This window comes from Shewanella marisflavi, assembly GCF_023283925.1.
Lineage (GTDB): Bacteria > Pseudomonadota > Gammaproteobacteria > Enterobacterales > Shewanellaceae > Shewanella > Shewanella marisflavi.
The window spans coordinates 289,038-302,799 of the sequence record NZ_JAKIKX010000005.1 but is presented as its reverse complement, the minus strand read 5'-3'; the positions used below and the strand labels follow the sequence as shown (position 1 = coordinate 302,799).

At 50.6% G+C, this 13,762-nt stretch carries 12 protein-coding genes; 6 read left to right on the top strand and 6 right to left on the bottom strand.

Translation table 11 applies throughout. The features are described from left to right. Window positions 1-10: 10 nt before the first annotated feature. From proQ to L2712_RS12725, 3 genes are all read right to left on the bottom strand, one after another. Complete coding sequence (gene proQ / locus L2712_RS12735; protein WP_248977987.1) at window positions 11-652, bottom strand: RNA chaperone ProQ; 642 nt, start codon at window positions 650-652, stop codon at window positions 11-13. Between the two features lie 275 nt (window positions 653-927). Beyond that, window positions 928-1,386 carry a GAF domain-containing protein gene (locus L2712_RS12730; protein ID WP_033538327.1) on the bottom strand — a complete coding sequence of 153 codons (459 nt, stop codon included), beginning with the start codon at window positions 1,384-1,386 and terminating at the stop codon, window positions 928-930. A gap of 18 nt (window positions 1,387-1,404) precedes the next feature. Beyond that, window positions 1,405-1,689 (bottom strand): YebG family protein, encoded by a 285-nt coding sequence (locus L2712_RS12725; RefSeq protein WP_033538326.1) that lies wholly within the window; start codon window positions 1,687-1,689, stop codon window positions 1,405-1,407. A gap of 243 nt (window positions 1,690-1,932) precedes the next feature. Here L2712_RS12725 and L2712_RS12720 point away from each other — a divergent pair, with 243 nt between their 5' ends. The 4 genes from L2712_RS12720 to L2712_RS12705 all read left to right on the top strand — a co-directional run bounded on the left by L2712_RS12720 (window position 1,933) and on the right by L2712_RS12705 (window position 6,965). Continuing rightward, entirely contained in the window at window positions 1,933-2,559 is a 627-nt protein-coding gene (locus tag L2712_RS12720; RefSeq protein ID WP_033538325.1) for a paraquat-inducible protein A, read from the top strand. Continuing rightward, on the top strand, window positions 2,552-3,184 hold the full coding sequence (locus L2712_RS12715) for a paraquat-inducible protein A (RefSeq protein WP_033538324.1): 633 nt from the start codon (window positions 2,552-2,554) through the stop codon (window positions 3,182-3,184). The genes L2712_RS12720 and L2712_RS12715 overlap by 8 nt, the downstream gene beginning before the upstream one ends. Next, a complete protein-coding gene (locus L2712_RS12710; protein WP_248977986.1) occupies window positions 3,171-5,795 on the top strand; it encodes an MlaD family protein in 2,625 nt (874 codons plus the stop codon). The genes L2712_RS12715 and L2712_RS12710 overlap by 14 nt, the downstream gene beginning before the upstream one ends. Window positions 5,796-5,945: 150 nt before the next feature. Then, a complete protein-coding gene (locus L2712_RS12705; protein WP_088904746.1) occupies window positions 5,946-6,965 on the top strand; it encodes a GGDEF domain-containing protein in 1,020 nt (339 codons plus the stop codon). On the opposite strand, the gene L2712_RS12700 is transcribed toward L2712_RS12705, so the two are convergent. The 3 genes from L2712_RS12700 to pdsO all read right to left on the bottom strand — a co-directional run bounded on the left by L2712_RS12700 (window position 6,936) and on the right by pdsO (window position 10,612). After that, window positions 6,936-7,607 carry a class GN sortase gene (locus L2712_RS12700; protein ID WP_248977985.1) on the bottom strand — a complete coding sequence of 224 codons (672 nt, stop codon included), beginning with the start codon at window positions 7,605-7,607 and terminating at the stop codon, window positions 6,936-6,938. The genes L2712_RS12705 and L2712_RS12700 overlap by 30 nt on opposite strands. Then, window positions 7,604-9,742, bottom strand: a complete 2,139-nt coding sequence (locus L2712_RS12695) for a marine proteobacterial sortase target protein (protein WP_248977984.1) — start codon at window positions 9,740-9,742, stop codon at window positions 7,604-7,606. Before L2712_RS12695 ends, L2712_RS12700 begins: the two co-directional genes overlap by 4 nt. 123 nt (window positions 9,743-9,865) lie before the next feature. Beyond that, window positions 9,866-10,612: a sortase-associated OmpA-like protein PdsO gene (gene pdsO, locus L2712_RS12690; RefSeq protein ID WP_033538321.1), complete on the bottom strand. Its 747-nt coding sequence runs from the start codon at window positions 10,610-10,612 to the stop codon at window positions 9,866-9,868. A gap of 219 nt (window positions 10,613-10,831) precedes the next feature. On the opposite strand from pdsO, the gene pdsR reads away from it, so the two are divergent. Continuing rightward, complete coding sequence (pdsR, locus tag L2712_RS12685; RefSeq protein ID WP_033538320.1) at window positions 10,832-11,524, top strand: proteobacterial dedicated sortase system response regulator; 693 nt, start codon at window positions 10,832-10,834, stop codon at window positions 11,522-11,524. A gap of 2 nt (window positions 11,525-11,526) precedes the next feature. Continuing rightward, complete coding sequence (gene pdsS / locus L2712_RS12680) at window positions 11,527-13,701, top strand: proteobacterial dedicated sortase system histidine kinase (RefSeq protein ID WP_248977983.1); 2,175 nt, start codon at window positions 11,527-11,529, stop codon at window positions 13,699-13,701. Window positions 13,702-13,762: the final 61 nt, after the last annotated feature.

Here is a 13,762-nt window from a genome sequence, read left to right as displayed (position 1 = left end):
CGATGAACAGTTATAGCAGGATATGTTCTACAGGTACTTTTACCGTCAATCCCGAATCTAACTGCACTTGAACATCTTCTTTCTTGATGTCCAGAATAACGCCTGCGACAGGCGATTTACCTAGTTTGACACTCACGCGTTGATTTGGTTTCAACTCGGTGAGTACGGCAGGACTTAAATTTTGCGCCTCAACTTGCGGCTTAGTCACCTTAGGAGCAGGCTTGCTGCGCTTAGGTAATGGCTTTTTAAAGGCCTTTTTTTCTACCTTAGGGCCTGGCTTGTCAGTCTTCTCCGCAGCGGCTTTCGCTGCACGCTTAGCCTTGGCCTTCTCCAGACTTTCTTTCAGTGTAGCCTGAGCATGATCAATATGCTCTTGCTCCAGCTCGCCACACTCATTACCGTCAAGATCGACACGCTGCGCCCCAGCTTTAACGCCTTTAAGATAACGCCAGCTGCTGGTGTAACGGCGTAAGGCGATTCTTAATTGCGTTTTACTGACTTTAGAATCATCAGCTAACCTTTCAGCCAAGTCTTGAAACAATCCTATTTTTAGAGGCTTAGTTTCACCTTCAGCGATAAAGCATAAAGGAAATGTTTCATATAAATACGCAAGAATTGCGTTGGTGTCGGTCAACTTTTCTGTTGATTCCATCATTACTTCCACAGTTTAAAAGGGACTATCACCTTGTCACGTTATGGCGTGGGTCGGCGTGTCGTTCATATTGGTTAGACATCGGGTCGTTAATTAAGGCATTTCAGCCCTCGACCGCACAATCCAACATACCTTATCAATTACATTAAACAAACGCCAAGTATTCATTTCAACTAATGAAATGTAAAAGCGTGTAATTTTGCATTCATCAAGCGGCCTATTATAAAGGTGCGCGAGATGAAAGCGACCATCAATTGTGCAAAATTGGTTGTAGTTTAAGCAAATAAAGCCTTTTCTAGGCTTTTTACGCAGGACTCCAGCCCCAATTGATCTTTCTCATCGAAACGGGAGAAGGATGGACTATCAATATCTAACACGCCAATGACCTCTCCATCACGGCGCAGCGGAATCACAATTTCTGAATTACTTGCCGAATCACAAGCAATGTGCCCTTCGAAACTATGCACATCGGCAACGCGTTGGGTACTATCTGTTTGAGCAGCAGTGCCACACACCCCCTTCCCCATAGGAATGCGCGTACAGGCTACTTTGCCTTGAAAAGGCCCCAGGATCAGTTGCTCACCTTGAAGCAGATAAAATCCCACCCAATTGATATCCTCAAGGTGCTCATTAAGCAGCGCTGAGAAGTTCGCTAACGCCGCGATAAGATTATCTTCCCCGGCGAATAAGGCGTCAACTTGACGGGAGAGTGTCGAATAACAAGGTGCAGTCATACTATTTTCCTAACTATATTAAGTTTTTGCTTCAGCTTTTTTCGCCGGTTTCTTCGCGGGTGCGGTCTTAGTCGTCGCGCCACCTTTTAACAGGCCCATCAACTGATCTTTATTTTCTGCCATGTAGAAACATAGCTGCTCGATTGCATTTTCGTCTAAGCCTAAATCAACTTGCTCGATAAAAGGAAGAAGATTATCTGCAATATCGAGCATCTTATCGTAGGCATCGGCCTCCTTCTTAGATGTGAATGTCATCTTCTCCACCCCTTCTCTGACTACGACAAATTTCGTTATAACTGCCATATCACCCTCACACTGTTTTTATATACAGTTGTAGAATCTCATAAATACAACTTCTTATGCAAGTATCAAACTTTATCTGATAGAATCTGCTGCACTATTGGCTCCAGTTTAAGGGGTATCCTTAATAAGGATTTCAATAGATTGGCTATAGTAATATCTTATAGGCAGTAGATTACTGGTCTATATCAAGAAATTGCTCGTTAATAGATGACCATAGCAAACAGGAAACGCCCGAATATAAGTATGAAAACAGAGGTGTTAGACAAGAGTATTGTGCTTTGCCGCGCTTGCGATCTCGTCGTAAGAAAGCGCGCTTTGCCTACGGGCGTTAGGGCTCTGTGCCCCCGCTGTCATACCAATCTATATGATACTCCCTACTGTTCCATCAACGGCATGCTAGCCCTTTGTATTACGGCGTTGATCCTCTATTTTCCCGCCAATTTTTTCCCTGTGCTCGAGATGCATTTTCTCGGTAGTATTCGTACCACCACCATCACTGGCGGCGCGATGTCGGTCGCGTCGCAAGGCTATTGGGTCGTGGGCATAGCAGTATTAGTCGCGGCGGTCATTGCACCAGGACTGCTAATATTATCCATACTGAGTCAGATACTTATCATCAAGTATCGATTGAAAACCCCCTTCTTTCGTGCCATCTATAAGAAGTTGCTCAAACAACACAGTCTTCTGGCACAGCTTTCTATGTTAGAGATCTACATGATCAGTATCTTCATATCGGTTTTTCAGCTTTCAGATTACACGGATCTCTACTTCGGCATAGGTACCTTTAGCTTTACCATGCTGTTTATTATGGTGATTTTCATGCAGCGCGAATATGACATAGAGCATATGTGGAGTGTACTGGATGAGTAAGCAAGTACAGTCAGCACAGGGCGAAGCACTGGGGTTAACTAACTGCCCAACCTGCAAATATTTATGTCATGTAGAACAGGGCACCTGTCCACGCTGTGGCCAACCCGTGCAAAGTCGGGATCGCACCAGCGTGCAAAAAAGTTGGGCCTTATTGATCACCGCTGCCATCTTATTATTTCCTGCCAACCTCTACCCCATCACGATTATGACCAGTCAGGGGCAGGTACGACAGGACACCATTTTGAGCGGGATCAGCCATCTGGTGCATCTGGATCTCTTACCGATTGCCATTATTCTTTTTACCGCCAGTATCTTAGTCCCTATGCTAAAAATCTTTGGCCTGGCGCTATATTTGACCGCCATCAGTTACCGCTTGCCTATCTCGAAAAAGACACTGATGACCGGCTTTCATATCATCGAATGGATAGGACGCTGGTCTATGTTAGATCTATTTGTGATCTCCATTACCGCAGCGCTGATCAATATGGGACAGATATGGGATGCCAAACCCGCGCCAGCGGCCACCGCCTTTGCCTTAGTCATTTTGCTCACACAACTTGCCGCAAAAGTATTAGATACACGTTTACTCTGGGACCGATTGGAATCGAAAGATGACACAAATTGAAACACCAAAAGTCGTTAAGAAAAAGCTCTTCTCTCCCATCTGGTTGCTGCCGTTAATTGCGCTAGCACTTGGGGCTTGGCTCGGTATTAAGAGTATTCGAGAATCAGGTGTCGAAGTGCGTATCCATTTTCCCAGTGCGTCCGGGATAGATGTTGGCAAGACATTAGTCAGATACCAAGGCTTAACCGTAGGTAAGGTGGTCGACATCAGTATTGACGATCAGCTGCAAGGGGTTTATGTCGATCTCTTGATGGACTATCGCTCTACCCCTTTCCTTAAAGATGAAACTAAGTTCTGGTTGGTTACCCCTAAGGCCTCCATTACCGGCGTCGAAGGCTTAGATGCACTTTTCTCAGGTAACTATATTGCCATTCAGCCAGGCGATGGCGACTACAGAAACGAATTTATTGCCGAAGATCAGGCACCGCCCGTGGCCCCCGGCGCAGATGGCTTGATGATAGAGCTCACCAGTGAGGGACTAGGCTCACTTGATGTCGGCTCACAAGTGTTTTATCGCCAAATCCCGGTCGGCAACATCGTCGGTTATCGTCTGGTTAACGACGACAGCATCTTGTTTAATGCCTACATCGAAAAGAAATATGCCCACTTGGTTAAACAAGACTCGCGCTTTTGGAATGTCTCGGGCTTAGCGCTGGATGCAACCCTCTCTGGTATCAAGGTCAAAACTGAGAGCCTGGCAGCGATCTTAGCCGGCGGCGTAAGCTTCTCCTCATCACCTGACAGCGACAAAGCCGAGGCCAACCAAACCTTTGCCATTTTCGAAGATAAAGACAGCGCGCTGGGCGGTATTAGCTTTACCTTGACCGCAAAGGATGCCGATAGCCTGAGTACTGGCGCCGATATCGTATATAGAGGGATTAATATCGGCCGCATCACCCATACCCAGCTTAGCGAAAGCGGGGTGAGCTTTGATGCAGTGATAGAAAACCAGTATGCGGATCTTGTAGGCCAAGACAGTCAATTTTGGCTCGAGGGCGCCGACCTGTCGCTAAGCGGCATCAAACATGCTACTCGTCTAGTCACAGGCAATGTGGTGGCATTCCTACCTGGCAGCGGCGAACGTCAAGCGAGCTACAAACTACTGGATACAGCGCCGCAGCAAGGCTTATCCCCTGTTATTGTGCACCTGACATCCGATGAAAACCCTGGGATCCGAACTGGCGCCCAGGTACGCTATAAACAACTGCCCATAGGCGAAGTCAGCGCCCTCGAGTTTAAACAAGATTTTTCCGCGCTGGACTACCAAATTAACATCTGGCCAGAGTTTGCTTCCCTACTGCGCCAAGACAGCTATTTTGTTGCCGAATCGGCGCTGGCTATCGACGCATCACTCGAAGGGGTTTCGGTAAGCACCCGGGATCTGGACACCTTTACTAAGGGTGCTATCAGTCTCAACCCAGGCAAGAGCCACAAAACATTTAACCCCAAGCAACCACTGCCTTTGTTTGCCAACACTCAGCAGGCAGAGAGCTATTTTAGTCAACTAAATCGTCTCAGAGTCGAGTTAAGCAGCGCAGATGGTGCAGGCCTTTCAGCACACTCTCCTATCTATTATAAGAAGATGCAGATCGGCGAAGTCGAGCGGGTCGACTGGCACAGTGATAGTGAGCAATTCAAGTTAGTGCTTGGCATAGACAAGGCCTTTGCTAAGCTAGTGAAACCCAACAGCGTCTTTTGGCGCAATGGTGCGCTGAGCGTCGACGCCAGTTTAAATGGGCTAAAGGTCGATCTGGCACCTCTTGAAGGCGCAATTAAAGGCAGTGTGTCCCTGGGTCTATTGGATGCCGATAGTCAAGGCAATCAAACCCACCTCTATGGCTCTGAGGAGATGGCCCGCGCCAAGGCAACGCCCATCAATATAAGCTTTGACGCCAGCACACGATTAAGTGCCCATGCCCCCATACGTTACCTGGGTCATCAGATAGGCGAAGTGGAGCGCGTTAAGCTTAATCAAGATCTACAAACTGTCACGGTCGATGCCTACCTCTATGGCGACTACGCAGCCCCTTTCCTTGCCGATGATGCCCAATACTTCATCGTCGATGCCGAGATCTCACTCTCAGGCGTCTCAGCGGCAGAAACCTTACTCACAGGCCCCTATGTCTCTGTGCTACCTGGCCAGAGTCAACACAGCATCAGTCAGTTTATCGGGCGTGTCGAGTCACCAGCTAAGCTCAGCCAGGATGCCCTCACCTTTACCTTAGTCGATGACAACCTGGGCTCCATGAAGGTTGGCACACCTATTGTGTTTCGCGGTATAAAAATAGGTGAAATCAAGCAGGTGCAGCTATCAGATAATGGCACTCAGGTACTGATGACGGCGCAAATCGCCAAACATTATCGTCATCTGGTCAATCAAACCAGTCAATTCTGGGATCTCTCAGGGATCAAGGTCGACCTAGGTCTCTTCTCTGGTGCCCAGATTGAAACCGGCTCATTAGAAACCATCATCGCAGGTGGTATAGGCGTGGCAACCGAAAGCAGCAGCTCACAAACCAATCAAATCGCCGAGGGACAGCAGTTTGAACTGCACCCCAAAGTCGACCCCAATTGGCTAAAGTGGGCGCCAAATCAACAAACTATTGATTAGCAAGCACTAGTATTAAACTGCAGCGACCCCCTTTCGCGACTATGCTTGAAGAAGCCAGCGCTTAGGGGGCATAGCCAGGCACTAAGCGCGAACAGAGTGACAAGTTTCCCCTTACAGGCTAGGCCCAGACCAGCTGTTTTAGGAGTCGATATGAGCAAAGATTTGATGCGCGAAGCCGCTATCAACCTCAAGAAAGCCGTACCCTTGATGTTAAAGCATCAAATCCCAACGACACCAACCAACTACGCCTTGTGGTATGCCTATGTCGGTCAACAAAATCCCCTACTCATCGACAAATTAGACAAGATAGTTAACCAGTACAACACCTGCCCACCAGTGACCGCCGAGTTGCTCTACCGCGAGCATATCGCCGACCCCAACGAGGTCAATGTCCTCAACATGCGTCAGAACCTTGAGGCCATGACCATAGAGCTGTCGCAATCCATTAAAGACACCAACCAAGATGCCACGGTTTTTCAGCAGCGTATCGACAGTAACTTTAATCGGCTCAATCGCATCGAAGAAGAAGGCTTAAGCCTGGAGAAGGTGTTAGGTCTGGTGCGGGATCTGGTGAAAGAATCTGATGAGATCCGTCAGACCACCGAATATTTTACCGGACGATTGGACAAGGCCCAGGAGGAGATCGCAGCCCTGCGCGCCGAGTTACAACGCTCCGAGCGTGACGTTTACCATGACGCCCTTACTGGCGTGCTTAACCGCCGCGCCTTCGATCAAGATCTGAAAGGCCTGTTAGCACAGTCTCCTGAGGGAACCTGTCTCATCTTGGCCGATGTGGATCACTTTAAAAACGTTAACGACACCTACGGCCACCATCTGGGCGACAATGTGTTAAAAGCGGTTGCCAAACGCCTGGGTGAATCCTGCCGAGATGGCATTAAGCTCTACCGCTACGGTGGTGAAGAGTTTGCTTTGCTGGTGCCTAACAGTCATCAGCGTAAGGCACGCCAACTGGCCGATGCCATGCGCCGCTCACTCGAGAAGATCACCTTGAAAGATAGACGTAAAGATCAGCTTATCAATAAGATCAGCGCCTCTTTTGGTGTCAGCGAATGGCAGACGAAGGACACCTTCGAGTCGCTGATCGAGCGAACTGACGGTTTCTTATATGATGCTAAGCATTTAGGCAGAAACCGGGTAATGCCTCTGTAACTCCGCCGACTTAGGTGGCGCAGGCTCAATGAGCGCTACCTCACTTTCTAGCGGCGCAGCAACCACCACAAAGCGCTGTCGACTCTGACCAAGTAGACTATCGAAGGGATAGCAGGTCACCAGAGTCAAGCGCAGTTCAGATTCATTAGCCAGCAAGCGCGTATCTTCCTCATCCACTACCTTGGTCCCCAGGACGCGGTAGCGCACTATCTGAGACGAGGCATCCTGCACAGTGATCATCTGGCCCGAATGTATCCCCCGAAGACGCGAGAAATGAGTGTCTCTGTGACCGGCAATAACTGTGTTCCCCCAATGATTGATCTGATTATCCGCCAAAATAGCGGCGGGACCAAAAGCCAGGTTACGTCCTGAGGCGCCCGCCAACACATAAAGGGGGTCACCGTGCTGTCTGCCCTGCTCATCGATAAAATGCAGCTTAGCCACGGGGTAGGTATCGGCCCAGCTCCAGGGCTTATGCTGCTGACGATCGCTGAGGGTTTTATCCCATGCTCGCTCAATCAAAAACTGAGCAAAATGCGCCTTAGCTTGCATATATCCTCCTTTGAATATCAGTGTCATGGCCGCCATCAGTGCGGTAAACAGCAACACATGCCTCAGGCCCAAGCGTCTGCGACGGTTCATGAATGCACCTCACTTAAACGTCTTCGCCACAAACGGTGCAAACAGGGCAGATAACTAAACCAATACGCAGCGATTAAGGCGAGCATCATAGCACCAACAGCCAGATACAGACGGCTCTCGGTTGCCGTCTGAGGCCACTGCTGTTGAACGGGAAGCATAGAGGGTTTAAACAGCTCCATTGCATCGACGCTTTCAGGACGCGACGGTGTCTTATCCACGGCAATCAGGCTGGTATAGGGACTGACCAGATGATAATCCATCGCCAAACGGGTCACACTTGCCTTCACCGCATCGAGATTATGGGGGTTTTTACCAAGCTCCAGACTGGCAATTTGATTGCGAGCCCAGATAAGATCGATGCCGCGCGGCTTTTCCTGTACCGACAGGGCCAATCTTCGCTGCCAGTTCTTACCATCCAGATCCCCAGAAATGATTAACGCATCGCTCACGGCGCGCTGAGTAGCGGTTAATCTCAGGGCCACCATAATGGGTTCATGGGCATAGAGATCCCCAATCTGCACCGGCCAGTAATCTGGGATAGAGCCATCATCTAGGGTGAGAGTCACATTGCTGATCTGTGGCGACTCTATCTTTTCTAACAACTCCCCTATCTTGGCGTCCACCTCGCTGATCTTGCCAACATAGGTATAAGTGCCGCGCCCAGCCCTGGCGGCGCGCTCCATAAAGTAGCCATTGGGGGCCGCGCCTATCCCTACGGTAAACAGGCGCTGGCGACCGATATTGGCGGCAATCAGGGCAAACAGAGAGGCCTCGTTACCTATGGCACCATCGGTAATAAACACCACCTGTTTTAGTCGTTGTGACATAGAAGTGGCTGGCTCCGGCTGACTCAAAGCCCGCAGCAGTGCCGGCGCCATCTCAGTTCCGCCATCGGCTTCAAGACTTTGCACGAATAGATTAGCCTTACCTAAGTTTGCCGCGGTCACCGGCAGCGCCATGGGTGATAGGCTGCGCACTGAGCTGTCAAAGGCGATCACATTAAAGGTGTCCTGGCTACCAAGTCCAGCTAAGGCATTTAAAATGGCGGATTTGGCCTGCATAATCGAATCCCCCGACATGGAACCAGAGGTGTCAATAACCAAGGTCAGCTCCCGAGGCAGACGCACACGAGCCTTATCTTGAGGTGCCATCAACATCACCAACGCGTAGCTATCTTGCTCTTTGACCTGAGCTGACGGCTCTCCATGAGTCTTACCTAATTGGCTAAACATGACCGCGCTGGGCTGCTCGGCCAGCTGCGGGCGCCACTTAAGCATAAAATCCCTGTCGGGACGCAAGTTATTGGTCAAACTAAGGCCAATTTTAGTGCCACCAAGTTGCGTCTGACGCATCTTGTGATACGGGGTTTCCAAGCGACTGATGGCCATGCCGGCATCTAGTACCACGTCCAGATAAAGCTTCTGCTCTCCTGATGCTTCTGGGACTCTATTGCCGAATGCCGATTGACCATCTCTCAGGTTAGCCTTTGCGTTTGGATCATATCTTGGGGTTATGGCGGTTGGAAAACGCAGGCTAAATTCGCCATCTTGATAACGCACCTGCTGCTGATAGGCTATCTCCACCACTAAGGCCTCACCCGGTCCAAGGTTAGCGACCTCAGATGAAAAGATATTCGGTCTTTGCTGACTGACCAGACTGGCCTTCTTACCACTGGCCTTGGCTTGCTCAAAGGTTTGCCGTGCCACCGCCTTAGGTTGGATCTCCCCGACGATCACGCGCTGACCTATCTGCAGTGTCAGACTATCGACCGCCGCATCGTGAGGCAGAGGAAACTGATAGCGGCCATTGAGCCAATGGTCGCTGTCGTTCACAAAAATTTGCTTTACTGAGACACGGTTGATCCAGCCAGAGATATTCATCTTCACTTGCGTATCCACAGCCAACGCCGTGGATGACACTGACTTCTGACCCAGCTCGCCACCGAGCTGATACTCCAGCACGCCTTGTCCAAGCACCTCAAGCTCATCTTGCTTAGTTTGAGTAAAGTGGCTTTCACTGACACTAGGGATTGCCCGCCCCCAAGCCGGGGCTGTCAGGCCAATCGTAGTCAAGCCAAATGCAGTTAAACTCGTCATGGCGAACAGGGTAATGTTCACTTCCCATAGCCGCGCCAATAGGCGGCGTCCTAGGGGAAAAAAAGCCCCCCTTGGGGGGCAAGGGTCGGTCTGGGATTTCCTTAGACTCGCGCGCGGCAACATTTTAATTCTCCTTCTTACACGCTGCTTCATGGGCCTGACTTAGTTAGCTGCCAGTGCGGTATCGCCTGGCACTAACTTGATGGTCACGCGGCGATCGAAAAAGTCATTCTCGAAACTCTGTTCATCTTTCACTGGCGCGCTGGCACCAAAGGCCTTAGCGTCAAGGCGAGATGCATCCACCCCTTTGGCAAGCAAGTAACTTCTTACCTCGGCAACCCGCTGCTCAGAGAGCGCCTGGTTATAGCTGCTGTCACCTCGTCTGTCGGCATAACCGGTAAGATCTAACTTGAGCTGAGGTGATATCACCATGGCATCGGCTACTTCATCGAGTTGGCTCTGAAAATGGGGCTCAACGGTAGAGGAGCCGGTTTTAAACTGAACATTCAACCCGAGCGCCAACTCCTCAAGGCGAGTGCCCTGATGCTGTCTGAGCTGGGCCAGTTCCACCTTGGCCTCTTGATACTCCTCCTGCACGGTCATGAGCGCCTCATTTTGCTGCTTGAGTGCCATCAGCCGAGACTCTTTTTCTGCCAGTGCCGTCTGTTGCTGTTTAATCTCACTGTCATTGGCCACCGTCTGACCTATCATGCCGCCGGTAAATGCGCCGATGATCGCGCCCACAGGGCCTGCCACCACGGCGCCCAGCACTATGCCTGATCCAACGCCGATCAGCGCTTCTTTATCACTCGATACCTCGGTTGTCGCTTGAGTGTTAGGGGCAGCGAAGGCCGCTGAGCTGCCAAATAACGAAACACTGATTAACACGGCAATGATCTGCTTCTTCATGGGAAATTCCTCAAGTTGACATGGATGGGTTATTTAGAACCTTGTGGTTCCTGTCGATGAGGTCATTAAATAACAGTGAAATGGCAAGTCAGGGGTGCAAAAATGACGATGCAGCGACCAAATGTGGCAACAAAATGGCATTTTAGCCACACCACTTTTTTCGCCGAAAATTTGCTGTATAGTCACTTCCCAGAAACACGAAGCTGTATTGGATAGATAATGAAGCGTATTGCAATAGTGGAAGATGAAGCGGCTATCCGCGAGAATTACAAAGAGGTGCTACAGCAGCAAGGCTATAGTGTCCAGGCCTATGCCAACCGCCCTAGCGCCATGGAAGCCTTCAATACTCGTTTACCGGATCTGGCGATCATCGATATTGGCCTGGAAAATGAGATTGATGGCGGCTTTACCCTGTGCCAATCCCTCAGAGCCATGTCTAACACTTTGCCGATCATCTTTCTGACTGCCCGTGACAGCGATTTCGATACCGTCTGTGGGTTGAGACTCGGCGCCGATGACTATTTGAGTAAAGATGTCAGCTTTCCCCATCTGATCGCCCGCCTGGCGGCACTATTTCGACGCTCGGACATCCAAAATGGCGCTAACCCCCAGGATGGCATGATAGAGCACGGCAACCTGACCATAGATGTCAACCGTATTCAGGTCTACTGGAAACAGCTGCCTATCGAGCTGACGGTTACCGAATTTTGGATGGTACATGCCCTGGCCAAACACCCCGGACATGTACGCAGTCGCCAAGCGCTGATGCAAGATGCCAAGATCTATGTGGACGACAGCACCATCACCTCCCATGTAAAGCGGATCCGTAAGAAATTTATTAGCCAAGATCCTGAATTTGATTGCATAGATACCGTATATGGCATGGGTTATCGCTGGGACAACCAAGACTAAGCATGTTTAATCTGCCCATCGGCCTGCGCACTAAGGTCGCCATCCTCTCCCTGTTTCTGCTCTGCCTGCCTTGGTTGGGCTACCAGTATGTGTGGGAGATGGAAAAGTACCTGCGCTATGGTCAGGAAAAAACATTGGAAGGGACCACACAGGCACTGGCCACCGCGCTACACGAACGCCCTAAGCTATTCGACAAACAAGCCAGTTTCCTGTCACAGGTAAAAAAAGGACGGGATCTCTATGCCTATCCTTTAAGCGGTCCCATACACCTAGATGGCAAATTAGGCGAGTGGCAAACCAATCGTCATCGCGCCTTGGTTTATGGCGCCGACCACCAGCTATTTAAGGCCGATGACGGCAAGCCCCTTAATGTCAGTTTTACCCATATGGTGGGTAAATACGCCGGTTACCTGTACGCCTATTTCGAGGTGACCGATCCTAAGGTGATCTACCGCGGCACTAACAGCCTGAGAATCGACAATAACGACCATCTGGCCATCGCCACCTTGGCACCCGATGGCCATTTTCGCCGCTATATCGTCGCCACCATACGCGATGGCTGGATAAGTGCCTTCGAACTGCCAGCCGATCCCAAACGCTCTCAACCGGTTACTCCAGAAGTGCGCATTCAGGGCAAGTGGCTCAAAACCGAAAAAGGCTACAACATAGAACTCAGAATGCCGCTGGAGATGGTAGGCAGCAAGCTGGGCTTTGCCATCGTCGATGTCAACGACAGGCGTAAACGCAATGTTGAGGCGATTGTGGGTACTTCGGCCACCGACGATGTCACCAAGCTAGGTACTGTGCTTGTACCTTCGCCAGAAATTGAAAGCATCATCAAGGGGATGAGTCATAACAGCTCACGGATCTGGGTGGTGGATCGCCATGGCCGGGTATTGGCTAAATCCGGCGATATCTACAGCAGCACCAATGTCTGGGCGCAAACCGCCACAGAACAGACACCGGACAGCTTCTGGGGGCGATTTAAGCAAAACTATTTGCATCCCCTCTACTACCGTATTTTGACCACGCCGCCGAAACATTTTGTCGACTCCCTGAAAGACTCGACCGTATTGGAGGGCAGCCATATTCGCAAGGCATTAGCCGGTCAGTTTGGCTCCACCTGGCGCCTGTCGCCCGATGGCAAAGCGGTGATCCTCGCCGCCGCCAGCCCCATCTGGATCGATAACACCGTCATGGGCGTGGTGATCGCCGAGGAAACCACCCACGGCATCCGTACCCTGCGCAACAAAGCGCTCGAGAAATTGTTCAACGTGATCTTAACCGTGATGAGCATGGGCACCTTGGCACTCTTCTTCTTCGCCTCCAGTATCTCCAGCCGTATTCGCAAGTTACGCGATGACGCCGAGCAGGCGATCGACAGCCAGGGACGGATCAGAAAGGCGATTGTCGGGTCAAAGGTGCGCGATGAAATTGGCGATCTTAGCCGCAGTTTCGCCAGTATCGTCAGCCGTTTGAGCCAATATACCCATTATCTGGAGAATATGTCCTCCCGCCTGGGCCATGAACTGCGCACGCCGGTGGCCGTGGTTCGCTCATCGCTTGAGCACCTCAACAGCCAGGGACTGCCGCCTCAGCATCAAAAATATGTGGACAGAGCCCATGAAGGGGTTAGCCGCCTCAATATGATCCTCAATAACATGAGTGAAGCGACGCGCCTCGAAGAAGCCCTGACCGATGCCGATGTCGATAACTTCCCCCTCGACAAGGTGATCGCCGGCTGTATGCAGGGCTATCAGATGACCTACCCCAACCAGCGCTTTGAACTGGAGATCGATAAGGAGCCGATGCCGATGCGCGGCGTGCCTGAATATATTGCCCAGTTAATGGACAAGCTGATCGCCAATGCCATCGAATTTAGCCAACCTGAAACGCCCATCAAGGTGTCACTCAAAGCCAAGGGCAAACAGGCACTGCTGTGCGTCAGCAACCAAGGGCCATCTCTGCCGGCGAACATGGGCGAACAGATCTTCGAGTCCATGGTCTCTGTACGCGACCAGAAAGTGCAAGACAAGCCTCACTTAGGGCTAGGACTCTATATTGCCAGGCTGATCACCGATTTCCACGACGGCAGTATTCGCGCCGAAAATCTGATGCAAGACAATCAAGCCATAGGTGTCGCTATCCACATCCGTCTGCCACTTAAAACCCAATAGATGCAGGCCGATTTGCAAGGGTAAACACATAAGTAAATCTCACTTTCATTTAGCCGTATAG

Coding starts and splice junctions, on each gene's coding strand:
- proQ (WP_248977987.1), bottom strand. CDS start 652: ATGGAATCAACAGAAAAGTTGACCGACACCAACGCAATTCTTGCGTAT.
- L2712_RS12730 (WP_033538327.1), bottom strand. CDS start 1,386: ATGACTGCACCTTGTTATTCGACACTCTCCCGTCAAGTTGACGCCTTA.
- L2712_RS12725 (WP_033538326.1), bottom strand. CDS start 1,689: ATGGCAGTTATAACGAAATTTGTCGTAGTCAGAGAAGGGGTGGAGAAG.
- L2712_RS12720 (WP_033538325.1), top strand. CDS start 1,933: ATGAAAACAGAGGTGTTAGACAAGAGTATTGTGCTTTGCCGCGCTTGC.
- L2712_RS12715 (WP_033538324.1), top strand. CDS start 2,552: ATGAGTAAGCAAGTACAGTCAGCACAGGGCGAAGCACTGGGGTTAACT.
- L2712_RS12710 (WP_248977986.1), top strand. CDS start 3,171: ATGACACAAATTGAAACACCAAAAGTCGTTAAGAAAAAGCTCTTCTCT.
- L2712_RS12705 (WP_088904746.1), top strand. CDS start 5,946: ATGAGCAAAGATTTGATGCGCGAAGCCGCTATCAACCTCAAGAAAGCC.
- L2712_RS12700 (WP_248977985.1), bottom strand. CDS start 7,607: ATGAACCGTCGCAGACGCTTGGGCCTGAGGCATGTGTTGCTGTTTACC.
- pdsO (WP_033538321.1), bottom strand. CDS start 10,612: ATGAAGAAGCAGATCATTGCCGTGTTAATCAGTGTTTCGTTATTTGGC.
- pdsR (WP_033538320.1), top strand. CDS start 10,832: ATGAAGCGTATTGCAATAGTGGAAGATGAAGCGGCTATCCGCGAGAAT.
- pdsS (WP_248977983.1), top strand. CDS start 11,527: ATGTTTAATCTGCCCATCGGCCTGCGCACTAAGGTCGCCATCCTCTCC.